Genomic DNA, 26334 nt, shown 5'->3' on the forward strand with positions numbered 1-26334 from the left:
TCAAAACAGTTGTAAAAATGATTTTTAATTTTAATTAAAGCACAAGTGTGTTTCTTAATAAAAACTATTTATTTATAAATAAAAGACTATAATTTCACCTCCGGTATGCTAAAATGTTAATTATAAATGCAAATGTCTATTTTGTCGATATTAAATAAATACAATCATTTATTAGACCATGTTAACATTTTTTAATATATATGAAAAAAAATTTTATTTTGTTAACATTGGATTTGCCACTGATATTGATGGTAATTATTCTATTAGTGTACCTACTGGGAGCAATGTATTAGTTTATAGCTTTGTTGGATTACTTACTCAAGAAAGATCTATAGGCAATCAGTCTATCATTAATGTGGATTTACAACCAGATCTTAAGCAACTTCAAGAAGTTGTAGTAGTAGGTTATGGTGAAATGACTAAAAGAGAAGTTTCAGGTGCCATATCGTCAGTTGGATCGAAGGATATTCAAAATTTACCTGTAGCTGGTTTGGATCAAGCCATTCAGGGTAGAGCCGCAGGTGTATTGGTTAGCTCAGCTTCTGGAACTCCAGGTGGGGCGATCAATATTAATGTAAGAGGTACTGCTTCTATTTCTGCTAGTAATGAACCATTATATGTAGTTGATGGAATGCCGATTTATTCTGGTAACACATCAAGCGCAGCTTTAGGAGGACAAATAACAAATGTGTTATCTCAAATAAATCCCAATGACATTGAGTCTATTGAAATATTAAAAGATGCTGCGGCAGCGGCTATTTATGGTTCTAGAGCGGCTAATGGTGTAGTGTTGATTACTACGAAACGCGGTAGAGTTGGAAAAGCTCAAGTAGATTTATCGATATATAAAGGGATTCAAGAACCAACTAGGAGAGTAGAAAATGTTACAGGTTCTCAGTGGAGACAGATTATGAATGAGGCTAGAATAAATGACGGAAATCCTGCTCAATACACAGAAGAACAAGTTGCTAATGCTCCAGATGCCAATTGGTATAATGAAATATTTAGAACTGGAACAGTGGAAGATTATAATGTTTCTGTACGTGGAGGTAATGAAAACACTCAATATTTCGTATCGGGTGGCTTTTTTGAGCAAAATGGTTTTATAAAGTCATTTGACTTTACACGTTTTTCTACCAATATGTCAATAGATCATAAATTTAGTGAGCATTTTGACATGCGAACTGGTATAAGGTTAGTTAATACCCGGCAAAACTTAAATAATAATGATAATAACATCTTTGGTGCTTTTAGTTCAGCTCAGTTAGGTAGACCTGATTTTAATGTGTATACTGAAGATGGAGGATATAATCACGCATTCAGTACTTTAATAGGTCATCCCACAGCTATTGTAAATGAAGTCAAAAATGAGCTAAACGAATACAGACTACAACCAAACATGGCTGTCGGTTATACAATTATTCCAAATTTAAGGTTTGAGACATCGTTTAGGGCAGATATTATATACGGAAGACAAGACAGGTATAATCCTAATACTGTGAGAAGTGGTTTTGCGACTAATGGTGAAGGTATTCAAAATAACAATTTGTTTACTACTTATTTAAATGAAAATATCCTTACTTATAGTAAATCAATAGGCCAAGATCATGTAATAGATGCTTTACTTGGGCAGTCTTATCAGAGATATATAACAGAAACAGGATCAGTGACAGGTATTAACTTTCCTGGCCCGGCATTCCAATACATCACTTCAGCGGCAGAAGTCAATACAGGAACATCTACTAGGACAGAATATGCACTATTGTCCTACTTTGGTCGGGTAAATTACCGGTGGAAAGAGAAACTTTTGCTTTCAGCAAATATTAGAACTGATGGATCTTCTAGATTTGGTCAAGAAACTAGATTCGGTGTGTTTCCGGCTGCTTCTGCTGGTTATATTTTGTCGGAAGAAGGCTTCATTAGAAACTCATCTGTAATCAGTTTACTAAAAGCAAGAGTCTCTTATGGGGTTACTGGTAATCAGGACGGAATAGGTAATTTTGATGCTCTTAATTTATATTCTGGTGGAGCTAATTATTTAGCTTCCCCTGGTTTTGCTCCATCTCAGTTACCGAATCCATTATTAAGCTGGGAAGAAAGCTCAACTCTTAACTTTGGTTTAGATATTAACTTTTTAAATGATAGGTTTCAGGTTTCAGCCGAATATTTTGATCAAAATACTACTAACCTTCTACTTAATAAACCAATACCTAATACTTCTGGATTTACGACTATTACGGAAAATATTGGTTCAATGAGAAATAATGGTATAGAGTTATCTTTATCTGGTAATGTAATTAATGCTAGAGGTTTTAATTGGAATGCCCAATTCAATATTTCACATATAAAAAATGAAGTTACTGGTATTGTAGACGAAGCTACTCCTATTAATTCATTACAAAGTAGAGCTGCAGTTGGTCAACCTTTAGGTGCTTACTTTCTTATCGAAACTCAAGGAGTAAACCCTGAGACTGGCGACCTTATATTTGTAGATTTTAATGGAGATGGTCAAATAACTCCTGACGATAGGCAATATTTAGGTAAGCCAAATCCTGACTTTTTTGGAGGTTTTAACAATACATTTACATATAAAGGATTTGATTTAAATGTGTTTTTCCAATTTTCTTATGGTTTTGATGTAATCAATAGATCGGCTCAGTTTAATCAACATTTAGGTTTTTCCAATTGGGGTATGAGCGAATTAGTGCTTGATAGATGGCAACAGCCTGGTGACATAACGAATATGCCAAGAGCAACTGCTCTGGATCCGAATAGAAACAATAGGGTAGATTCTGATAGATGGATGGAAGATGGTTCTTTTATGAGATTGAAAAATCTATCGTTGGGGTATACCTTGCCTCAAACTTTAACTCAAAGAATTGGCGTTAGACAAGCAAGGATTTATGGTATGGCTCAGAATTTAATAACTTGGACAAATTATACTGGATGGGATCCGGAATTAAATTCAAGTCCAGGTACCTCTACCGGTGCAAATATAGCTCGTAATTATGATTTCTTAACTTTCCCACAAGCTAGAACTTATACCGTTGGTCTAAACATTGGTTTTTAATAACATAGATAAAAATTAATATGAATAAATATAATAGAAATAGAATTCTTACGGTCTTAACTATAACAGGAATGTTGTTTTCCAGTTGTTCTGAAGAACTATTAGAATTAGAGCCTGTAGCTGCTTTGTCATCAAATGCTGTATTTGTTGATCAGGCTGGTGCAAATGCGGCAGTGTTGGGTATGTATAGTGGATTAGCTAACCATACCCTCTCAGGAGTAGCTCACGGAGCTAATAACTTAGGTTTTAGAATGAATGTCGTAGGTGATATAGCAAGTGATGACTTGTCTCATGTGGGTTCATTTAATACATGGAGAGATTTAGCATTAGGACAATGGGATCAGGTTAATGGGGAGATTAGTGCGATCTGGTCATCGGCATATAACAATATCAACCGGGCGAACAATGTTATCGCTCAAGTGGATGGTATAGAAATGGATCAAGCACTTAAGAACCAATATAAAGGGGAGGCTTTGTTTGTTAGAGCATTAAATCACTTTAATCTTACTCGTTATTTTGGTGATATTCCTATTGTCACTACAGCTACTGCAGCACCTATAGACGAAAGATATTTTGTATCTCGAGAACCACAAGCTGCAGTTTACCAACAAATCCAACAGGATTTGAATCAAGCTATAGAATATCTTCCTCTTAATTATGCCACCAATAACAATACAAGGCACAGAGCTACTAAAGCTGGTGCACAGGCTCTTATGGCACGGATGCATCTTTACACGCAAAATTGGGCATCGGCCGAAACTTTTGCTACTGAAGTTATTACCAATGCAAATTATAGCTTAGTCCCTTTTGAAACGCTGGTTTCAACTAAAGGTACTGAGGAAGCCATATTCGAATTGTTCTTTGATGCTAACAATCAAAATCCGGTTACATTTTGGTATGGTAGAAATAACGGAGGTAGATTTGAATTTGGCGTAACGTCATCTTTATGGAATGCTTATTCGCCAAACGATCTCAGAAGAGTTTCATCAATAAGAGAAGAAGCTCCAAATATATTCGTTAACTGGAAGTATAGAGATAATACTACAGGCACAGATGGTATTCATATAATTAGATTGGCTGAAATCTATTTGATTAGAGCTGAAGCTAGAGCTAGAGTTTCTAATTTTATTGGTGCAGCAGAAGATGTACAGGCTGTAAGGAGAAGAGCATATGGTAACCAATCATTGGTGGTAACCCCACCTGCAACTATTGATGCCGCTGTTGATTTAATTTTAGCAGAAAGAAGGTTGGAGTTGGCTTTTGAAGGTCATAGATGGCATGATCTGGTAAGAACTGGTAGAGCTACTAGTGTTCTAAATATTGCAGAGCATAGAACATTGATGCCTATTCCACAATCTGCTACTGAAGTAAATGCTAATTTAACTCAAAACCCTGGTTATTAGTTATAGCAATTTATATTTAGAAAATTTAAACGGCTAGTTCATTGAACTAGCCGTCTTTGTATGGTTTACATTGGATGGAAGTGATTGAACTAACTACGTGGTGATAGTCCACTGAAAGGGTTTATAATCACATATCACCAGCCGAGGTCAAGAAGGCCCCTTGTTAGGAGTAATCTGAAGGAAGTTGGCGACAATATTCCGCTTTATGGAACACGAATCTCATCAGGCATAACCAATGGTATGAGGCTAACCTATAAATTGAAGGGAAGAGTTTCATGTAGATAATGACCAAACTGGAAAATCTTGTCAAAAATGGGATTAAGAAATCATAAGCTTAGGAGTGGGAAAATACAAGTAAGGGGTATTGGCACATTGTCAATAGCTTTACTTTTAGAACCACTATAACGAAAGATATATTTAGACGGGCAAGTTATGAATTTTATTAAGACTATTACTAAAAGGTTAGAATCAAAACTCAAAAAAACGTCCTGTACCTAACGGTATCTGAAATGGTTCAAAAGCACGGAAAGGGGATAATCTTATCTTCCTACTAATATATTTAAAGATATTAAAAACTATTGACTGTAATTAGTATTTTGGATGATAAAGAATTTGAACGAAGGTAATAAACAACCAACTAAACACAAAGATGTCTCAGCTGAGAAATCCCTTCCTTCTTTCAATCCAAAGCCAGAACAGTACCTAAAGGCATACTTTGTTTATGCTGTGAGTAAAGGTAAAAATGGGTAGAAAATTTATTGACCAAAACAAGCTGTTATATGGAAGTTAGTAGATCGTTATTAATTTAAAATATAGGATTGACGTTTCCAAGGATACTTTAGATGTTGGATTATTTCAATGGATATCAGGCGGTAAGTAAAGGTTAAGGACCCGCATAATTTCTTACAGCGTACAAGTATTCTGGGTAATTCGTTAAATGGTTGGAATCCAAAAATGCAAAATTAGTTGAATTACTTGTTTTAATGGAAGCCACTGGCATTTACTACGAAAAGCTAGCCTGGTACCTACATGATCGAGAATAAACATTTTTAGTCATTTTACCTGCCAAGACAAAGTGATACGTCCAGGCAATCAGCAACAAGAGTAAAAATAGCAATATTGATGCAAGGGGACTGGCAAAAATAGGCCTTTAACTGAATTTACAACAGGGGCTGACCTTGTCAAAAAAAAATATTTACCGATTACGGTGGATCACCTGTCAGATTGGGGACTTTAACAACCAGCGGACGGTATTTATAAATCAGTTACATACCCTTGAGCACAGTGCCTATCCGTGGAAAGAAGTTGAGATAAATCTTAAAAAATTGATAAGAGAACTGGGAAAGGGCATAGGAAAGATAGATAGTTCAATTGGACAACTGATTAAGGAATATGAAAAGCTCTCATCCAGATTAGAGAAAATCAAAAATTAAAGGGATTGGATTAAAAATTATAGCAGTAAATAATGGTTTTAAAACCTTTGAAAAGCAGGGACAACTTGTAAGCTATTCAGGATATGACATAGTGGAGAATCAATCCGGGTAAACACAATGTGAAGACAAGAATGTCCAAAAAGGCAACGCCAATATCCGTAGGGCAATGCACCTCCCAGCTTTGGAAGTGGTCAGATATCAAGAAGGTCCATTTATAGCAATGTATGAAAGGCTATTTGCCAGAGGGAAAACGAAAATGCAAGTATATGTAGCTGTTCAAGGAAAATTGTCGGCTTTGATATGGGCTTTATAGAAAAAAGACCAGGAATATAACCCAAATCATCATTTAGAACATTATATTAAATCCGGTAAGGATGAGTTTATGCCTCTCTTTTCGCTTGGATCCGCAAGATCTACCAAAAAAATTAATATACCAGCACTACAGAAGATGAACTGCAACGAATCGCCGCTTTTCACTATCACAAATTTAGAAAAAGATAGAGAAATTACTTACTATTTAAGACAGTACTTAGATTTTTATAGCATTTATTATTTTTCTTATTTATGGATTTTCTTAAATTTATATAGTACATGAAATATTAGATCTATATAAGTCATAAATAAATATCCTTATGAATAAGTATATGATATCAACTTTTCACCTATATTTTGTATTATTATGCTCCAGCATTTCCCAAACAATAATTGGAAACAAGGATGGAAGGCAAACATTAATGGATCTTAGGAATAATCATGGAATTTATATAGGCTTGCAGCCCCAAAGTGAAGGGGTTATAGGAACTCCATTCCTATTCGAGGATATGGTTAAAGCTCATATATTTTTAGACAATGGTAAGGATCATGACAATGTTATGATTAACTTTTATCCTGAAAAAGGGGAAGTTTTTGTAAAATTATCTAACAACCACATAGTTTCTCCAGAGCTTAAAAATATTCAGAAAATAGTAATAAATGACAGTAAAGATATCTATAAGCCCAAATCAATAAAAGGACGACATGAAATAGTTCAAATTTTAGCCGAAGACGAGGAAGAAGAGTTTGTTGCACATAAATATAAAAAATTTCAAAAAGCTACCATTGGAGGAGCTTACAACACAACTTCTAATTTAGATGAATATAAAGATGTCATTTATTATTACATAATAAAGAATGGGATCTTGGAAGAAATAAAACAAAATAATTCTGGATTAAAATCGCTCGCAGGTGATAATTGGAGGACTGTAAAGTCTTTTATCAATGAAAATAGTTTAGACTGGTCAAAACCATCAGATGTTATACAGATTTATAGTTTATATAGAAAATGATTTTTTAACCTGTTATAGATATAGCTTCTTTTATATTTAAAAGCTTGGGTTGAAATAGATGTTTAATTGTATTTTATCTTCTATGTATTGAATTTCACATGATCAGAGATACTATATATATAACGGATTATGGTATAAATTTATAGTTGCCCTAACTAATATTCATAAATAAGAAGTCGGTATCTAAATTATATAATAGTGGTTTATTGTAAGTCTTTATTAAATGATAACTTTTTGCGTTTATTTGAGGTGTAGCTATTAATATAATTAGAAAATGCTTTGTATTCCTTATATATTTTCCCCTATCTTAGACATATACTGCATAAACCCAAACAACTTTATCTGCTGAGGGTTCTTTCTTATATAGACTTTTAAATAACATTTTGTTAGCATGGGAAAAACAATCATTGTCTCTAACAGGCTGCCTATCAGCCTGGATTATAAAGACGGTAAACCTGATTTTAAAACGAGTGCCGGTGGGCTTGCCACCGGATTGGGATCTATTTTCAAAGAGGCTAATAACATATGGATCGGATGGCCCGGCAATTATGTGGAGGATCCGGAAGTGCGCGCAGAAATTTATCTGGAACTTCATGAACACAAGATGTCTCCAGTCTTCCTCACTCAGGCTGACATTGAAGACTTTTATGAAGGTTTTAGTAATGAGACTCTTTGGCCTGCATTTCATTATTTTACACAGCACATTATCTATGAAAAAAGATTTTGGGAAGCTTATGTGAGGGTGAATGTAAAGTTTTGTGAAGCAATCTTAAAAAAAGCAGACCCTGATGACACCATCTGGGTACATGATTATCAGCTGCTTCTGTTGCCGCAAATGTTGAGAGAAAAACTACCCAATGCCACAATTGCCTTTTTTCAACATATACCTTTTCCATCTTATGAAATTATCCGGATGCTCCCTTGGCGTAAGGCTATCCTGGAGGGTATGTGTGGGGCAGATTTAATAGGCTTTCATACCTATGATGATATGCGCCACTTCTTAAGTTCTGCTGGAAGAATATTAGGCTTATCCAACGAAAGCGGTTACATGCAGGCAGACAGCAGACTGATAAATGTCGATGCCTTCCCAATGGGTATAGATTACGAAAAGTTCGAATCAGCCGCCAATAGCACCAAAACGCAAAATTACGTCACCAAATTTAAAAAACTTCTTGGTGATCAAAAGTTATTGCTTTCTATAGATCGACTGGATTATTCAAAAGGGATCCCCCAGCGATTAAGGGCATTTGATGAATTGCTGAAGACTTATCCCCATTATCACAATAAGGTTTCTTTGATCATGATCGTGGTACCATCCCGTGATACGGTCAAAAAATATAAAGAACTTAAAGAAGAAATAGATACCCTTGTAGGTAGGATAAACAGTGCATATTCCACCTTGAACTGGGTGCCTGTCCATTATTTCTATCGTGCTTTTCCCTTTGCTGAATTGAGCGCTTTCTATCATATGTCAGATATAGCCCTGGTCACACCCCTAAGGGATGGGATGAACCTGGTATGTAAAGAGTTTGTAGCCAGCAAGACAGATAAAATGGGAGTTCTGATTTTATCAGAAATGGCAGGGGCGAGCAAAGAACTACAGGATGCAGTTCTCGTCAATCCCAATGATCTGGATGCAGTCACTACAGCCATATATGAAGCCCTGAATATGGATGAGGAAATTCAGAGTGCACGAATGACAGCGATGCAAGAAACCATTAAACGGTATGATATTTTTCAATGGGTAAAGGTATTTATGGACCGTTTGAAAATCGTAAAAGAAAAACAAGCGGAATTTCAATCTAAAGAAATGGACGAAGAAACCATTGCTGAAATGGAATCTTATTTTCAAAAGGCCAAAAAGCCCGTTCTCTTTTTAGATTATGATGGGACTCTTAGTGAATTTAAAAATAAACCGGAAGATGCCTTTCCAGATGAGCATCTTTTGACTTTATTGGCAGGACTAGCTAAAAAATCTAGGGTGGTACTCATTAGCGGAAGAGACAGGAAAACTTTAGAAGAATGGTTTGAGGGTGTTCAGGTGGATATCATCGCCGAACATGGTGTTTGGGTAATGGAGAAAAGCAAAGGTAAAAATGAGTGGACTGCTTTTACTGAGGTAGATAATTCATGGAAAGAGGATATACGTCAGGTTATGGATTACTATGTGCAGCGTACACCCGGAGCATTTATCGAAGAAAAACACCATTCCCTTGTTTGGCATTACCGTAAGGTGGAAAGTGGATTAGGGGATCTTCGTATGCGAGAATTATTCAGCCATGTTAAATATATGGCAAGAGGTCACAATTTACAAGTTTTGGAAGGAAACATGGTGCTGGAAATAAAGCGTCCCGACATAAATAAAGGAAGGGCAGCTACTTCATTAATGAAAGGTCAAAAGTATGATTTTATCCTGGCTATAGGTGATGATTGGACCGATGAGGATACATTCAAAGCTATGCCCGATAATGCTTATACCATCAGGGTGGGATATAACTATACGAAAGCCAATTATAATATTAAATCTCCCAAAAACGTAAGGTTACTTCTTCAAAAATTAATTTAATAGAAAAGGCCGCCCATTTTAATGGACGGCCTTTTCCATTATAAGAAATTTGGTTTATCCAGCTTTCTCCCTATTCGGAATGCTGCATTCATAAGGCCTACATGGCTATAGGCCTGGGGGAAATTGCCCCACTGGCTTTTTGAATCCTGATCTACATCTTCTGAAAACAGTTTGAGATGGTTACAATATTGTATTAACTTTTCAAATCCTTCTTCCGCTTCTTCAAGTCTATTGACACATGCTAAAGCTTCTATATACCAGAAGGCACAAATTAAAAAGGTGGTATCTGGTTCTCCAAAATCATCTTCATGCTTATATCTATAGAACAAAAAATCCTGTGCTAAAAGCTCTTTTTCCAACTGTATAAGGTGATTATTGGCGCGTTCTATGTCATTACCAAAATAACCCATAGTGATGAGTTTAAGTGTGCTGGCATCCATATGTTTAACACCTACCGCTTGGGCATATGCTTTGAGTTCTGGAACATAGCAGGATTCAATTTTTCCTTTAGACCTATCCCTAAGCATGATGGCTTTATCTTTAAGGTCAGAATCTTTTAAGGTTTCTGCTATTTTAATGGCTGCGCAGGATCCTGCCCAGTGGAAAAGAAAAGTATAACAATGCTCTTGTTTTAAATTTCTAAATTCCCACAACCCTGCATCAGGTTCGTCCATAGTTTCTTCTATACTGGAAAGTAACCTTTCGATCATCGGTTTGGAGTGGCTTTTTTCTGATTCTACAAATCGCTTATCTGAATACAAAGGGAGCAAACTAACCAGTACCTGCCCATATAGGTCATTTTGGATATGTGTATATGCTTGATTTCCGAATCTCACGGGTTGGTTACCTTTATATCCCTGTAGATCATGGACCACTTCTGTAAGTTCAGATTCCCCAGTTATGGAATATAAAGGCTGGTAGCGTCCGTTGCCGTTAGTTGGTAAATTTTGAATGTATTCGAAATATTTTTCAAGTTCTTCAAAGTGCCCAATATTATTAAAAGCATTTAGTGTATAGTAACTATCCCTAATCCAGCAGTACCTATAGTCCCAGTTTCGTGTAGAGTTGGGTGATTCCGGTAAACTGGTAGTAGAGGCGGCAATGATAGCACCGGTATCTTCATACTGGTGTATTTTAAGTACTAATGCGGAACGTAGGACAAAAGATTGATGGAAGCTGGTGATACTGGTAGATTTAATCCAGTCTCTCCAATAGGCAGTAGTGGCCTGCTGAAAATTTTCTGCAGTAGTTTCTATTGGAGCTTCCAAAGGCTTTCCATATGTAAATATCAAATATATAGGTTGATGAAGAACAAATGGTTTCTCATCCAAAACATAAGTTAAAGAAGCATTAGTGGTCAGCCTTATTTCTTGATCTTCACCCATATAGCGTATGTGATTACTTGCTACACTTGGAGAAAGTTGTCGTTTGCCATGATTGCTCATAGGGCGGCATGTAATTTTTATTTGGGGAGTGCCTTTTACTGCTTCTACTTTTCTGATGAGCATTAATGGTTTAAAATAGCGGCCATGATTATGAAATCTTGGGGCAAAATCAGTTACTTTATATGCGTTCTCTTCATAAGAAATAGTGGTTTCTAATATATTTGTGTTTTCCAGATATTTTTGCTGGCAATGTATATGCTTTGTTTCTGGTAGTATACTAAACTCTCCCCCTTTTTCCTTGTCAAGCATTCCTCCGAATATGAAATCACTATCAAATCGCGGCATGCAGAGCCAACTTACATTTGTGTTCTTTTCGATGTGAGCGAGGTATGCACAATTGCCAATCAGACCACTGCTGTAAGTATGTGTTTCCATGTTGTAGAGGATAAATATTTTTAATGATAAATATTAGGTACCTATTTTAATTGTTTTTTACAAAAAATAAGCCTAAAATCCTTTTGAGTATTATTTAACCTATTTAAACCAGAATAGTTGGTTTAAATTTAATAATAAGTCAAATATCTATTCAAAGTACGGATAGACGTATGTGAATAAGAGCTGACCCATATGCAGGTACATATGCTAATAATATTGTAATTATTAATTTGGGTTGATACAAAGCATTTTCATGATAGTAATTACTATATTTGGATGGGTGGATATAGGTGTATTCCGAACTACCGGAATGAAGACACCTTTCAATCTACTTGTTTAATTATAACTTAAAAAAATATGAAAAAATTAGAAATTTTATTTTTCGCATGGGTTATCTCAGGCTCTATGTTTCTCTCTAGCTGCGAGCGGCCTGCTCAGGAAGAAGATACCACTACCGAGACAGCAATGGTTTCCGACTCCCGGGAGGAAAGGGTAAGTCCACTTCGGAACATCCAAGGTACTATAAATCAAAACGAAGTAAAAGTTCAATATGGAGCCCCATCTGTAAAGAATCGTATTATTTGGGGAGATATGGTACCCTATGATGAAGTTTGGCGGACTGGTGCCAATGAAGCAACAAATATTGAATTTTCTGAAGACGTAAATGTGGAAGGAAAACCATTAAGGGCCGGCAGGTATTCTATTTTTACCATACCCAGACAGAAGGGACCCTGGACTATAATATTTAATTCAGACTGGGATCTTGAGCATGGTCATTTCCAGTATAAGGAAGAAAATGATGTATTGAGAGTAGAAGTTAATCCTATAAAAGGACAGGAACATCAGGAACAGCTGGTCGTAACAGTAGAAGATCCGGGGATTATAATCAGGTGGGAGCAAATTGAGCTTCCCATTAAAATAAATTAATATGAAAAGAGAGAGGTTTATACCTTTCTCTTTTTGTTTAGTATGGGTATATCTGGAAAGGGTTATAATATCACAATCTTATTCGCTAAAATGTGCTTATTGATATTTTTCAAATAATATGAAAATAGAATGGAATAATAGTTAAGAGTATTTTAACTTTCGGATATTTTAAATACGAAAAAACGTTCCTGATGAAATATGTAGTTTTTTTGATTTCCCTGGCTTCGACCCTTGGATTAGCGATCGCACTTTCCATAAATTTTGGACAAACTCCTCCATTAGGGCTATTATTAGACCCTTTCCATGGGATTTGGCAAAATGCATATAGCGAGGATGAAGTTTATCAAGACGAGATAAGGATGCGAAATATAACTTCGGACATCACTGTACAATATGATAAGCATTTAATTCCCCACATTTTTGCCCAGAATGAAGCAGATCTTTATAGGGCCCAGGGATATGTCACCGCCCAGCACAGGCTATGGCAAATGGAGTTCCAAACTATGGCAGCAGCAGGAAGGGTTTCTGAAATAGTGGGTTCAAGAGCTATTGATTTTGATAGAATGCAGAGAAGAAAAGGGCTGGGATACGGTGCTGAAGCGGGACTCCATGAATTGCATTTAAATGATACGGTTTCACTTAAATGGATTGAAGCTTATTCGGATGGGATAAACCAATATATAAATTCACTCAACTATGCCGATCTCCCCGTTGAATATAAACTTTTGAATTATAGACCAGAACCATGGACTGCTTACAAGACGGTACTCCTATTAAAGTATATGGCAGATATGCTAGTAGGGGATAAGGATATTGAGTATACCAATATGAGGTCTCTCATCGGGGAGGAGTGGATGGCCGATCTTTTTCCTGATTTACCCGAAAACGTAGATCCTGTAATCGAAAACGACAGGAAATGGGATTTTACACCACTTCAGGTAGAGCGACCACAAAACCTGAACTATCCCAATGAAGCTATTCTGATAGAACCTCTACCGGATCATGAGCCGGGTATCGGGTCTAATAACTGGGCGGTAGCTGGAAGTAAAACGGAGTCAGGAAATGCACTCTTGGCCAATGATCCCCACCTTAGCCTTAACCTGCCCTCACTTTGGTATATTATGCAGCTTTCTACGCCCACCTATACTGTCAAAGGAGCCACATTACCAGGATCATTAGGAATAATCAGCGGATTCAATGAACATATAGCCTGGGGGGTAACTAATGCTACACGTGATGTACGCGACTGGTACAGCATTTCGTTTAGAGGTGAGGACAGAACGGAATATTTATATAATGATCAATGGATCAACAGTAGTTTAAAGCTCGAGGAAATAAAAGTTAAAGGACAATCTTCCTTTATAGATTCAGTCATTTATACCCATTATGGACCTGTGGTATATGATAAAAATTTCAGGAGCGATAATCAGCTAACTAATTTCGCCTTGAAATGGACTGCCCACATGGGATCCAATGAACAGCTTACATTTATAAAGTTAAACTCTGCAAAAAATCATCAAGATTATCTGGATGCTTTAGACCATTTTACTTCTCCGGCCCAAAACTTTGTATTTGCCAGTACTACGGGGGATATCGCCATGAAAGTACAGGGAAGGTTTCCTCTCAAATGGGATCAACAGGGAAAATATATCATGGATGGAAGTGATCCTGTATATGAGTGGCAAGAATTCATTCCATCTGCACACAATCCTAGTACACTCAATCCCAACCGTGGATTTGTCAGTTCTGCAAATCAACATTCTGTAGACAATTCGTACCCTTATTATGTATTTGACAACAGCTTTGAACATTACCGAAACAGACGTATAAACAGGCAACTGGAACAGATGTCTAAAATCACTATAGAGGACATGAAAAATCTTCAGTTTGATAATTATCACCTTCATGCTGCCGAAGCATTACCCGTTATGCTTCAATATGTATTGGATGATTCCGCCGATGTCAATATTCAGGGAGTAGAGGAGATCATTCATCTACTCCAGACTTGGGATTATTTTACACATCCAGACCAAAAAGCACCACCGATATTTGAAATTTGGTGGAAAAACTTTGAACATATGGCGTGGAACAAATGGAAAATCAATAATCGCCCTACAGTATTGCCAAATAAATACCAGACGACAGTCTTAATGCAGCAAAATCCAAATCATGAAGCTTTTAATGATCCTTCTACTGATCGAGTGGAAAATGCAGGGCTTTTGGTTAGAGAGAGTTTTCAAAAAACGGTTAGCGATTATACAGCTTGGATAAGTGAAGAAGCAGGAGACACCTGGTCTGATTATAAACAAACCTCTATCCAACATCTGATCCCAAATTTCAAGTCCTTTAGTTTTGAAAAAATTGAAACAGGAGGAGGAAGAGGAATGATAAATGCTACAAGTGAAAGACATGGTGCCAGCTGGAGAATGGTAGTTGAATTGGGAGAAAAGATCAACGCATATGGTATCTACCCTGGAGGACAGTCCGGAAATCCAGGAAGTAAATATTATGATAATTTTATTGATCGGTGGGCGATAGGAGACTACCTCAATGTTGATCTACGGGACCAAAATCAGAAAGGTGATCTTTTATTCAGTACTACATTTAAATCAAATTAAATATGAAGTTTTTCATACTTTGTGTAATTTCTTCTATCACTGCACTTTTACTGGGACCATTAATCCCCTACTGGGGTTTAATGATCATAATAGGCCTGGCCGCTGCCCTAGTTGGCGGAAACAGAATGACTGCCTTTTTGGGAGCAGGACTTGGAATGGCTTTAATATGGTTTGCTGTACCTTTATGGATATCCATACGGACAGGTTCAGCACTTCCCATGCGGATAAGCGCAATTATGGGATTTCAGGATCCTGTTATATTAATGGTTTTGACCAGTACAATAGGCTTTTTAATAGGTGGGGTAAGCGCATGGACAGGTAACAGCTTTCGGAAAATTTTTACTGATAACAATTTGCCATACTAATGATGATCGCTATAAAATGAACTACTTGATTTAATAAGGGGACAATCCATACTTTTTCCTTAGATTTGCACCTTGGAAATTAGGAAGTATGATACACGTTTGTAGGAAGGAGCATTTTAATGCTGCTCATAAGCTTTGGAACCCGAAGTGGAGTGATGACAAGAACAAGGAGGTATTTGGCCCATGTGCTAATGTAAACTGGCATGGTCATAATTTTGAGTTGATCGTTACAGTAAAAGGGAAGCCGGATCCGGAAACTGGATTTGTGATAGATCTTAAACAGCTCAGTAATGTGATCCGTAAGCATGTAATAGATAAAGTGGATCATAAAAATCTCAACGTAGACGTTGATTTCATGGAAGGTAAAATGGCTAGTTGCGAAAACCTAGTTATTGAGTTTTGGCGCATCCTACACCCTGTCGTAGATGAAATCACCCCCCACGGTGGCCTATACAAACTAACCCTATATGAAACACCTAGGAATTATGTAGAGTATTATGGTGAATAGGTATAAATATTTGAATATGAGTAATAATAAAGGGTGAGATGTAATTTGACATCTATGATTTTAAAACCATTATCATTTTGCCAATTTTTATATATTACTGAATAGAACCATTTAACTTAATGAAGTACTACATTATAGCCGGTGAGAGATCTGGGGATTTGCATGCTGGGAATCTTATCCATGAAATAAAGAAATTGGATCCAAAAGCCAGTTTTAGGGGAATGGGTGGTGATTACGCTATTAAGGAGGGACTTTCTATCGCTGCACATTATGATAAGGTAGCTTTAATGGGGTTTTTAGAAGTTGTTCTGGGATTTAGGAAAGTTCTTAAATACCTTTCATTGATCAAAAAAGACCTTTTAGCATATCACCCAGATGCGCTGATATTGGTGGATTATGGTGGCTTTAACATGAAGATCGCCAAGTTTGCCAAAGCCAATGGGATTACCGTCCACTATTTTATCCCACCAAAAGTGTGGGCTTGGAATCAAAAAAGAGCGTATAAATTAAAAGAAACAGTAGATCATATTTATTCCATATTGCCGTTTGAAAAGGCTTTTTTTGCTGGATTTGGAATGGACATCCATTATGTAGGTAACCCTTTGCTGGATGAAATAGCTAAATTCAAGCACCATGATTTTTTTCATCAGAAAAACGCACTGAACTATCAGCCTATTATTGCGCTACTTCCAGGCAGCAGAAAACAGGAAGTAAGAAACATGCTCAGCACTATGGTAGGAGTGATTCCCCAGTTTCCCAATGCCCAGTTTGTCATAGCGGGTGTAGCTAATCTTGAAGCCAAACTTTATCAGCCAGCCTTAGATCTGGGGGTGAAGATCGTGTTTGATCAGACCTATGATCTGTTACATCATGCTACTGCTGCAGTGGTGACTTCGGGTACTGCTACTTTAGAAACAGCTCTTTTTAGGGTACCTCAGGTGGTAGTTTATAAAACCAGCTGGATGAGTTATGCCATAGCTAGGAAGCTTATAAAAGTTACATTTATATCTTTGGTTAATTTGATAGCAGGTAAAGAAGTGGTCAAAGAACTGATACAAGATGACATGAGCGTGGAAAAAGTCAGTTTGGAATTAAATACTATCTTAACATCAACATTAAGGAAGGCTGAAATTTTCGATGGATATACTGAAATTAAAGAAAAGATAGGGGAAAAAATGGCTTCTGAAGAAACAGCTAGGCTTATTGCTATTGGTATGAAAAAATGAAATAAAAGGTTTAACATTTGCCTTATTGTTCATAATAAGCAAAAGTATACTATATAATATAAAATAAGCCTCAGGAATATCTCTTGAGGCTTATTTTATATTTATCCTTGGTTCTAGTTTCAAAAACTCCTACGCTACTTGAAGCTTTTTAAATTTTGATTTATCAAACTGCATTCTGGCATATTCTTCATCTATGATGAGTTCTTTGACAGTGTTATTGGACGGAAGTTCGTACATCGCATCAGTAATGATGGCTTCACATATAGATCTAAGGCCTCTGGCACCCAAGTTGAATTCCACGGCTTTCTCTACTATGTAGTCGATTGCACTATCTTCAAATAATAATGAAACTCCCTCCATCTCCATCAGTTTTTGATACTGCTTGGTTAGGGCATTTTTAGGCTCTGTTAGGATACTCTTAAGCGTATCTTTATCTAATGGATCCAGGTGGGTTAGCACCGGAAGCCTACCGATAAGTTCAGGTATGAGACCAAATGATTTAAGGTCAGTAGCGATCACATATTGTAGCAGGTTATTCCTATCTATGTGCTGCTCAAATTCCTTAGATTTGACAAATCCCATTTGTTGGGTATTCAACCTGCTGCCTATATGTCTTGCGATACCGTCAAATGCACCTCCGCATATAAACAGAATGTTTTCTGTATTTACAGAAATCATTTTTTGATCAGGGTGCTTTCTTCCTCCCTGAGGCGGAACATTTACCGATGTCCCTTCCAATAGTTTAAGTAGAGCCTGCTGAACACCTTCACCGCTTACGTCTCTGGTAATGGATGGGTTGTCTGATTTTCTGGCTATTTTATCTATCTCGTCTATATATACAATACCTCTTTCAGCTGCTTCTACATTGTAATCAGCAGCCTGTAGTAATCTGGTAAGGATACTTTCCACATCTTCACCTACATAACCTGCTTCAGTAAGAACAGTAGCATCGGCTATACAGAAAGGGACTTCTAAAATTTTGGCTAAAGTTTTAGCTAAATATGTTTTACCTGTTCCGGTATCGCCCACCATAATGATGTTGGATTTTTCTATATGGATTCCTTCATCATTAGATTTCTGTCCTAGCCTTTTGTAATGATTGTATACCGCTACAGTTAATACCTTTTTAGCTTCACTTTGACCAATTACATATTGATCGAGATATTTAGTGAGCTCCTTAGGTTTTTTAAGCTTAAATTTAGGTTTGCTATCCTGCTTTTTAGTTTTCTCTTCTTCACCAAGAATCTGAAAGGCCTGATCGATACAGTGATTACAGATGTGTGCTGAAATACCCGATACCATCAGATCTACATCTTTCTTATTTCTCCCGCAGAAGGAACATGTTACTTGAGCCATTATTTTTGTTTTTTAACGAGTACTTCATCGATTAAGCCATATTCTTTGGCTTCGTGGGCTTTCATCCAGTAATCTCTATCAGAATCTCTTTCTATTTCTTCATATGTCCTGCCACTATGTTGGGCCAGGATTTCATAAAGTTCCTGCCTCATGGATAGGATTAGTTTTAAAGATATTTCCATATCCCTGGATTGTCCCTGCATCCCTCCCGATGGCTGGTGTATCATTACTCTAGTGTGAGGAAGTGCTGATCTTTTATCTTTTGCTCCACCTGCAAGCAGTACTGCTCCCATAGAAGCGGCTATTCCTGTACATATAGTAGCTACATCTGGACCTATATATTGCATGGTGTCATAGATACCAAGCCCTGCCGTCACCGATCCTCCCGGACTGTTTACATATAGTAACACATCTTTTTTAGAATCAACAGATTCTAGAAATAAGAGTTGGGCAGTGATAATATTGGCAATATGATCATCTACCTGGGTACCCAAAAATATAATACGGTCCATGATCAGTCTGGAGAAAACATCTATTTCCCTGAAGTTTTGAGGCCTTTCCTCTATTACTGACCGGGTCATGTTTTCGATGTGGGTAGTATATTGGTCAAATGCCGTACCGCTTACACCTTGATTATGTATAGCATATTTTCTGAATTCTTCTGTTGTAAAATCTTTGTTGATCATCAGTTGAAGTTTTTTAGTATTGTACAAAAATAAAAAAAGCCCTTAGAAAGGACTTTTTATTAACGTTTAATTCTTAAAATTAGTTTGCTAAAAGTTCTTTAAACTTATCCATGCTAATTTTCTCTTCTTGTATAGTGATTTTTTCCTTGACTAAAGCCAGTACTTTATCATTTTGAACAGCAGTAAGCATTTGCATATAGTTCTGCCCTTCATTTCCTTCCAGATAGTTATTAACAAACATATCCATCTGGTCTTCCATTTGGGCTCCAAGTCCTGACGACGCAAGTTGTTCTCTGACCATTTCCTGGGTTTTTTCTACCACATCTTCATGTTCCGCTTTTATGTCGTTGTCTTTTGCTATTTTATTAGAGACCAGTGACCAGGTAAGTTGTTTGGCGTATAGAGGAAATTCCTTATCGATATCCTGTTGTGAAACTTTATCGTTAGCTTTAGAAAGCCATTCTTTTAAGAAAGTTTCCGGCAGATCGACTTTAGCTTTGGCTACTAAGAGATCTTTGATTTGCTCTTCTGTATAGACCTTCGTTTCTTTATTGTAATTTTCTGAAAGGATTTCCGTTACTTTGGTTTTAAATTCTTCTTCGGTCTTTACATTTTCAGGACCAAATACTTTTTCAAAGAAATCTTCGTTGAATTCTGCCAGTTCTGTTCTGTTGATATTCTGTACTTCAAATACAAAAGCGCCGGTAAGATTGGCCGCTTCTTCTTCGCTGATATCCAAAAGTTCAGACAAGCTGCCTTTTATAGCTTTAGAAGGATCCAGATCTATGGAATCTCCTTTTTTTACTCCAATGAATTTTTTGATGGATCTCCCATCTATTTTAGATAGGGGTAGGGAAAGGGTTTTGGTAAATGAACCATCAGCAGCTTTGAAGTCTCCGTAAAGGAAATCATTTTCTTCACTGATTTCCGGATTGGTCATTTTGCCATACTGAGTTCGGATATTAGTAATGGCATCTTCTACCACCTTTTCATCTACTTCTAAAGTATATGCTGTAGCTTCAATGCTGTTATCTAATGTTATATCTACCTCTTCCACAAAACCTATACGGTATTCGAATTCAAAATCCTTTTGGTTTTTCCAATCTATGGCATCAGCATCCTCTACCACAGGAAGTGGTTCACCCAAAATCCTAAATTCTTGCTTTTTGATAAAATCATTAAGTGAAGAAGATAAAATGTTATTGATTTCGTCTACCAATACTGAAGTCCCATATAGGTTTTTCACCATAGAAACTGGCGCTTTTCCTGGCCTAAAGCCTTTTATGTTTGCTTTCTTGGCATGCTCTTTAAGTTTCGAATCAACTTTAGGTTGATAATCTGCTTCATTTAAGTTAATTTTAATAGAAGCTTCATTAGCAGAATGCTTGTCTAATTTAATTTCCAAGGTAATATTGATTAAAGTTTAAAGAACAAAAAAACCCCAACCTCGATCCCAATTTTAGTCGGGACCGTGATCGAGGGTCTTATTTTAAGTGCGGATAGAGGGACTCGAACCCCCATGCCTCACGGCGCTAGATCCTAAGTCTAGTGCGTCTACCAATTTCGCCACATCCGCTTCTGTAATGTGGATGCAAAGGTAATAAAGGAATTTGTATCTGCAAGGCTTTGCTAAAAAAAATCGGTGAAAAAGTGTTATTTTTTTTCATGGTATTGATGATCGTTTGAAGTAGTATTACTATTTCATTGAAAATGAATATGTTGTTAAAAAGGCATGAAATTAGTGTTAAATAGATTATTTTAAAAAAGGATTTGTTATAACTTCGATTATATGATTAATGTAGATCTCGAGCTTGAAAGGAAAGAAATATTAAAGCGATATAGGAAGTTATTAAGAATGGCGAAACCTGTCTTAAAATCAGGCGATGCCAAACTGATTAAAAAGGCATTTAACATATCGAGTGAAGCCCATAAAGAAATGAGGCGTAAAACTGGTGAGCCTTATATTTACCATCCCTTGGAAGTAGCTTTGGTGTGTGTAGAGGAAATTGGCCTCGGTACCACTAGTATCGTAGCTGCACTGCTTCATGATGTAGTAGAAGATACTGATTGGGAGCTAGAAGACATTGAAAGGGAATTTGGCCCTAAGGTGATGCAGATTATCGATGGTCTGACCAAGATTTCAGGGGTGTTCGAATATGGCAGTTCGCAGCAGGCTGAGAATTTTAGGAAAATGTTACTTACACTTTCCGATGATGTAAGGGTGATCCTGATAAAGTTGGCTGACAGGCTTAATAATATGAGGACACTGGAAAGTATGCCCCGGCATAAGCAGCTGAAAATAGCATCGGAGACCATGTATCTATATGCACCGCTGGCTCACAGACTGGGGCTTTATGCCATCAAATCAGAACTGGAGGATCTTTACCTCAAATATACAGATACTGAAACTTACGATTTTATTGTCCATAAAATCAGTGAAACCCGTGTTTCCAGGAACAAATTCATCAAAAACTTTATCGCCCCTATTGAATCAGAACTTAATGTACTGAACTACAAATATACCATCAAAGGCAGGCCAAAATCTGTTTACAGTATATACAATAAAATGAAAAAGCAAAATATACCCTTTGAGGAAGTATATGATCTTTTTGCTGTAAGGATAATAATAGACACCCCCTTAGAAAATGAAAAAGCAGATTGTTGGCAGGTCTACTCTATTGTAACAGATTTTTACCGTCCCAATCCAGACAGGTTAAGAGATTGGATTAGTACGCCCCGTGCCAATGGTTACGAATCTTTACACTCCACCGTAATGAGCCAAACCGGCCAGTGGGTAGAAGTTCAGATCAGGACTCTACGAATGGATGATATAGCCGAAAGGGGATATGCTGCACACTGGAAATATAAAGAAATAGATGTAGCCGCTTCTAAGGGAGGTAAAGGGTTGGATGAATGGATCACCCAGGTCCGTACATTAATGGAAAATAATGACGGTACCGCCATAGAGTTTATGGATGATTTTAGGGGAAATCTTTTTCATGATGAAGTTTTCGTCTTTACTCCAAAAGGAGATCTTAAAGTTCTTCCATTCGGGGCCACTGCACTGGATTTTGCTTTTGAAATCCATACTGAAGTAGGAGCCAAATGTATTGGTGCCAAAGTAAATCAGCGTCTGGTACCCATCAGCCATACTTTAAAAAATGGGGACCAGGTTGAAATATTGACCTCCAACAAACAAAAACCTTCTGAAGACTGGCTCAAATCGGTGGTCACTTCTAGGGCCAAGGCTAAGATCAAAGATGCTTTAAGGGACGAAAAAAAATCCACTATCTTGGACGGCAAAGAAATCGTCCAGCGTAAATTAAAGCAGATGAAAATGGATTTCAATTCGGTGGCCATAGAACAGTTAAGGGCATTTTTTGAAACCAAGACCGCAAGTGAATTTTATTATAAAGTAGGGAAGGGGATTATAGATCCTACGACTATTAAAACTTTTAAAGAATTTAAACAGGCAAAGAGCCAGAAAGCGAAAGTTTCACCTTTAGAAAATGTTACAGATGAATCGAGTTTCGTCAAAGAAATCAGAAACCTGAAAGGACCTGAGCATGATCAGCTTTTGATAGGTGATGATATGGATCAAATAGATTATATCATAGCAAAATGCTGTAATCCCATCCCCGGGGATGATGTCTTTGGGTTTGTTACCGTAAATGAAGGGATTAAAATCCACCGTACCTCCTGTCCAAATGCATTAGAACTGCTATCCAATCATGGCAATAGGGTCATTAAAGCCAGATGGACGAGCCAGCAGAAAATTGCATTTCTGGCTGGTCTGAAAATAATCGGTACAGATAGGGTGGGACTGATAAATGATGTGACCAAAGTTATATCAAACGAGCTGAAAGTGAACATGAGGTCAATAACTGTGGATTCAGACAGTGGTATATTCGAAGGAAGTATCAAACTTTATGTGCACAGCACCCAGCATCTGGATGACCTTATTACCAATTTGACCAAGGTTGATGGCATTATTAAAGTGATGAGATTTGACTGAGTTCTTCCACAATGGAATTTTTTGTTAAATACTAATGTATATTTGTATAGAAATAACCTATAGACATAATGGCTTTGAATGAAACTCTATTTGAAGAGGTAAAGAAAATATTTACTGCTTATCTGGAAAACAAAAAGCTTCGGAAAACCCCTGAACGGTATGCTATTTTGGAGGAGATATATGGACGGGTGGGACATTTTGATGTCGAATCACTTTATATTTCCATGAAAAACAAAAACTATCGGGTCAGTAGAGCCACTGTTTATAATACCCTTGACCTTTTGGTGGAATGTGATCTGGTTACCAAACACCAGTTCGGTAAAAATCTCGCTCAATATGAAAAGTCATATGGGTATAAGCAGCATGATCACCTTATATGTACAGAATGCCATAAAGTTATGGAATTTTGTGATCCCCGTATCGGCAATATTCAAAATACTGTAGGAGAAATTCTGGATTTTAAAATTATACATCATTCGCTTATTTTTTATGGAAGTTGTACAAAAGAAATATGCGAAAACAGGACAGTCTATGAAAGTTAGTTATGATGTTCTTAAAGAGAACAATATTTTAATATTGCAGATTAAAGGTGATCTCATAGGAGACGATATAGGTCCCCGGTTGGTAGAAGTAGTGTCTGATGCTATAAATGAGAAGATGATAATCTGTATCATCGATTTAAAAGATGTTCGTTATATCAGCTCGAGCGGAATAGGAGTATTAATAACAATGCTGACCAAAATGAGAAATGTAGGGGGGGAAGTTTATCTTTGTTCACCATCTGAGCATGTTAAAAAGCTATTAATCATCACCAAATTAAACAATATCTTCACAGTCTACGAATCTATTTCAGAAGCTAAAGAAAAAATATCAGGTTAAAGGACTTTATATAATATTATTAATTTTCGTGTTGGTATAATCATACGATATGAGGGGAAAATCAGGTTTTCCCCTTTCTTTTTGCCGTTTTTTGGTTGGAAGCTTGATAGTGGTGCATAGTTTCAATTTGTTTTTTAGACTCTCTTTAGAATAAATAACCACTTTTACTTGTAATATTTTCAGGTTATCGCAAACTTCACGCTTCAAAAGAAAATACGTAAATCAAAGAAATTTTAAAATATCAATATGAAAATGGACGTTCTTTTAGGCCTACAATGGGGAGACGAAGGAAAAGGCAAGGTAGTAGATTATCTCGCGCCCAAATATAATGTAGTAGCCAGATTTCAGGGAGGTCCCAATGCAGGCCATACATTGGAGTTTGACGGCATCAAACATGTACTGCACCAGATTCCAAGTGGGATATTTAGAGAAAATATCAATAACATCATAGGTAACGGGGTAGTACTGGATCCTGTAGTGTTGAGAAAAGAAATAGATGGCCTGAAGAAATTCAATCTCAATTATCAAAAGAACCTTTTTATCTCCAAAAAAGCTACGATAATCATACCTACCCATAAATTACTGGATGCTGCTTATGAGACTTCCAGGGGAGTCAATAAAATCGGGTCCACCCTAAAAGGTATAGGACCAACGTACCAGGATAAAATCGGTAGGACAGCTTTAAGGGTAGGGGATATATTGAGTCCAGATTTCAGGAAAAAATATGATTCTCTGGTAGAAAAGCATAAGTCTATTTTGGCTTTTTATGATTTTGAAATGAAGGATCTTCCTTCTTTAGAGGCAGTCTTTTTTGAATCTATCGAATTTTTCAAAACCCTAAATCTTATAGATAGCGAATATGAAATAAATGAACAGATCCAGCAAGGCCAAAAAGTATTGGCGGAAGGTGCTCAGGGATCTTTACTAGATATTGATTTTGGGAGTTATCCTTTTGTGACCAGTAGCAGTACCATGACGGCTGGAGCATGTACTGGATTGGGAGTTGCTCCATCGGTCATTGGTGAGGTTTTGGGTATTTTCAAAGCATATTGTACCAGAGTTGGAAGTGGCCCTTTTCCTACCGAGCTGTTTGACAATGATGGTGAGAGGATGAGAAAGGAGGGTAATGAATTTGGTTCTACGACCGGCAGACCTAGAAGATGTGGCTGGATAGATTTACCGGCATTGAGATATTCTATAATGATCAATGGGGTCACACAGCTATTCATGATGAAAGGAGACGTACTTAATATTTTTGATGAGATAAAAATATGTACCCATTATGAATTACAAGATGGGACTAGAGTAGATAGGCTTACGTATGAATTTAATGAGCAGGATGTAAAACCTATATATAAAACTGTTAAAGGATGGAATACTTCTTTAGCGCATGTCACCAGCTATGCAGAATTTCCTCAAGAGTTGAAAGATTATGTTGAGCTTTTGGAAGGGGAACTGCAAGTGGCCATAAAAATGGTATCCATAGGTCCAGATCGGGAGCAGACTATAATACGGTAGTCGTTAGGAAGGTTTATGCCCTTAATATAAGTGATGCCAGAATAGAACAAATAAAGCCCCCTTTTTAGGAAAATGGGGGCTTTATTTGTTCTATCTTCATTTTTCTCATACTTCTTTTGTTAGTAGAATGGAAAGAATGTGTTTAAGTTTTTATTGTTTCATTGTAGTATAAAATCACCCTTAGGTTAGGTTTGATAATAAAAAAGGTTTTCTCATAAGCAGGTTAATTTAAGCTTTTTTGAGCTGGGATTGGAAACTGTCAATTATGATTGTAACTTTTTGTATTGATGGTCAGATGTTTTAAGTAAACCTTCAGATAAATCTAAACAATACTGTTGTCTTTTCGATAAATGTTCTGCACCTTTGCATTCCCAAAAGAGGGGAAAAGAAGTGAGACTTTAATATTTATTAAAGGAAAGAGCTGAAAATAGATTGAAAAAAGAATTTTTATTTTATTCAAAATATAGTTTGCAGAATAAAATAATGTTTTCTACCTTTGCAATCCCAATCAGGAAAAGCATATCAAGCCGGAAAAGTCCGGTAGGTAAAAAAGTTGAAATACTCCAAATACGGTCTAAAAATATTTAAATTTTTTTTGCCGAAATGTTTGCAAGAAGAT

Annotated in this window: 18 protein-coding genes and 1 tRNA gene; 14 read left to right on the plus strand and 5 right to left on the minus strand. The window is 36.7% G+C overall.

Features of this window, described 5'->3' with window-relative positions; genetic code table 11:
- Positions 1–178 precede the first annotated feature (178 nt).
- The 5 genes from EL17_RS08275 to EL17_RS08295 all read left to right on the plus strand — a co-directional run bounded on the left by EL17_RS08275 (position 179) and on the right by EL17_RS08295 (position 9797).
- Positions 179–3070, plus strand: a complete 2892-nt coding sequence (locus EL17_RS08275) for a SusC/RagA family TonB-linked outer membrane protein (protein WP_051719881.1) — start codon at positions 179–181, stop codon at positions 3068–3070.
- A gap of 20 nt (positions 3071–3090) precedes the next feature.
- On the plus strand, positions 3091–4473 hold the full coding sequence (locus EL17_RS08280; protein WP_051719882.1) for a RagB/SusD family nutrient uptake outer membrane protein: 1383 nt from the start codon (positions 3091–3093) through the stop codon (positions 4471–4473).
- A gap of 1178 nt (positions 4474–5651) precedes the next feature.
- The gene (locus EL17_RS08285; RefSeq protein ID WP_035072523.1) at positions 5652–5906 is read left to right on the plus strand and encodes a hypothetical protein; all 255 of its coding nucleotides are present in this window, start codon (positions 5652–5654) and stop codon (positions 5904–5906) included.
- Positions 5907–6538: 632 nt separating this feature from the next.
- Complete coding sequence (locus EL17_RS08290; RefSeq protein WP_164675009.1) at positions 6539–7231, plus strand: hypothetical protein; 693 nt, start codon at positions 6539–6541, stop codon at positions 7229–7231.
- 391 nt (positions 7232–7622) lie between these two features.
- Positions 7623–9797, plus strand: coding sequence for a bifunctional alpha,alpha-trehalose-phosphate synthase (UDP-forming)/trehalose-phosphatase (locus tag EL17_RS08295; RefSeq protein WP_035072527.1), 2175 nt, complete (start codon positions 7623–7625; stop codon positions 9795–9797).
- Positions 9798–9835: 38 nt separating this feature from the next.
- Here the strand turns inward: EL17_RS08295 and EL17_RS08300 are convergent, their stop codons facing one another.
- A complete protein-coding gene (locus tag EL17_RS08300) occupies positions 9836–11617 on the minus strand; it encodes a glycoside hydrolase family 15 protein (protein WP_035072528.1) in 1782 nt (593 codons plus the stop codon).
- A 357-nt stretch (positions 11618–11974) separates the two neighbouring features.
- Here EL17_RS08300 and EL17_RS08305 point away from each other — a divergent pair, with 357 nt between their 5' ends.
- From EL17_RS08305 to lpxB, 5 genes are all read left to right on the plus strand, one after another.
- Positions 11975–12544, plus strand: coding sequence for a DUF2911 domain-containing protein (locus tag EL17_RS08305; RefSeq protein ID WP_035072530.1), 570 nt, complete (start codon positions 11975–11977; stop codon positions 12542–12544).
- Between the two features lie 191 nt (positions 12545–12735).
- Positions 12736–15162: a penicillin acylase family protein gene (locus tag EL17_RS08310; RefSeq protein WP_035072532.1), complete on the plus strand. Its 2427-nt coding sequence runs from the start codon at positions 12736–12738 to the stop codon at positions 15160–15162.
- A gap of 2 nt (positions 15163–15164) precedes the next feature.
- The gene (locus EL17_RS08315) at positions 15165–15527 is read left to right on the plus strand and encodes a hypothetical protein (RefSeq protein ID WP_035072542.1); all 363 of its coding nucleotides are present in this window, start codon (positions 15165–15167) and stop codon (positions 15525–15527) included.
- Between the two features lie 88 nt (positions 15528–15615).
- Positions 15616–16035: a 6-pyruvoyl trahydropterin synthase family protein gene (locus EL17_RS08320; protein ID WP_035072544.1), complete on the plus strand. Its 420-nt coding sequence runs from the start codon at positions 15616–15618 to the stop codon at positions 16033–16035.
- Positions 16036–16154: 119 nt separating this feature from the next.
- A complete protein-coding gene (gene lpxB / locus EL17_RS08325; protein ID WP_035072545.1) occupies positions 16155–17261 on the plus strand; it encodes a lipid-A-disaccharide synthase in 1107 nt (368 codons plus the stop codon).
- 129 nt (positions 17262–17390) lie between these two features.
- On the opposite strand, the gene clpX is transcribed toward lpxB, so the two are convergent.
- From clpX to EL17_RS08345, 4 genes are all read right to left on the minus strand, one after another.
- Positions 17391–18617, minus strand: a complete 1227-nt coding sequence (clpX, locus tag EL17_RS08330) for an ATP-dependent Clp protease ATP-binding subunit ClpX (protein ID WP_035072547.1) — start codon at positions 18615–18617, stop codon at positions 17391–17393.
- On the minus strand, positions 18617–19303 hold the full coding sequence (locus EL17_RS08335) for a ClpP family protease (protein ID WP_035072548.1): 687 nt from the start codon (positions 19301–19303) through the stop codon (positions 18617–18619). The genes clpX and EL17_RS08335 overlap by 1 nt, the downstream gene beginning before the upstream one ends.
- A gap of 79 nt (positions 19304–19382) precedes the next feature.
- Positions 19383–20708: a trigger factor gene (gene tig, locus EL17_RS08340; RefSeq protein ID WP_035072549.1), complete on the minus strand. Its 1326-nt coding sequence runs from the start codon at positions 20706–20708 to the stop codon at positions 19383–19385.
- A gap of 89 nt (positions 20709–20797) precedes the next feature.
- Positions 20798–20879: transfer RNA gene (locus tag EL17_RS08345), tRNA-Leu, on the minus strand.
- A 213-nt stretch (positions 20880–21092) separates the two neighbouring features.
- On the opposite strand from EL17_RS08345, the gene EL17_RS08350 reads away from it, so the two are divergent.
- The 4 genes from EL17_RS08350 (at position 21093) to EL17_RS08365 (ending at position 25715) form a co-directional block, all read left to right on the plus strand.
- Entirely contained in the window at positions 21093–23318 is a 2226-nt protein-coding gene (locus EL17_RS08350) for a RelA/SpoT family protein (RefSeq protein ID WP_035072550.1), read from the plus strand.
- A 68-nt stretch (positions 23319–23386) separates the two neighbouring features.
- Positions 23387–23860 (plus strand): Fur family transcriptional regulator, encoded by a 474-nt coding sequence (locus tag EL17_RS08355; RefSeq protein ID WP_035072551.1) that lies wholly within the window; start codon positions 23387–23389, stop codon positions 23858–23860.
- Positions 23850–24197, plus strand: a complete 348-nt coding sequence (locus EL17_RS08360) for an STAS domain-containing protein (protein WP_035072552.1) — start codon at positions 23850–23852, stop codon at positions 24195–24197. The genes EL17_RS08355 and EL17_RS08360 overlap by 11 nt, the downstream gene beginning before the upstream one ends.
- A gap of 246 nt (positions 24198–24443) precedes the next feature.
- The gene (locus EL17_RS08365; RefSeq protein ID WP_035072554.1) at positions 24444–25715 is read left to right on the plus strand and encodes an adenylosuccinate synthase; all 1272 of its coding nucleotides are present in this window, start codon (positions 24444–24446) and stop codon (positions 25713–25715) included.
- Positions 25716–26334: the final 619 nt, after the last annotated feature.

The organism is Anditalea andensis (assembly GCF_000714815.1).
GTDB lineage: Bacteria > Bacteroidota > Bacteroidia > Cytophagales > Cyclobacteriaceae > Anditalea > Anditalea andensis.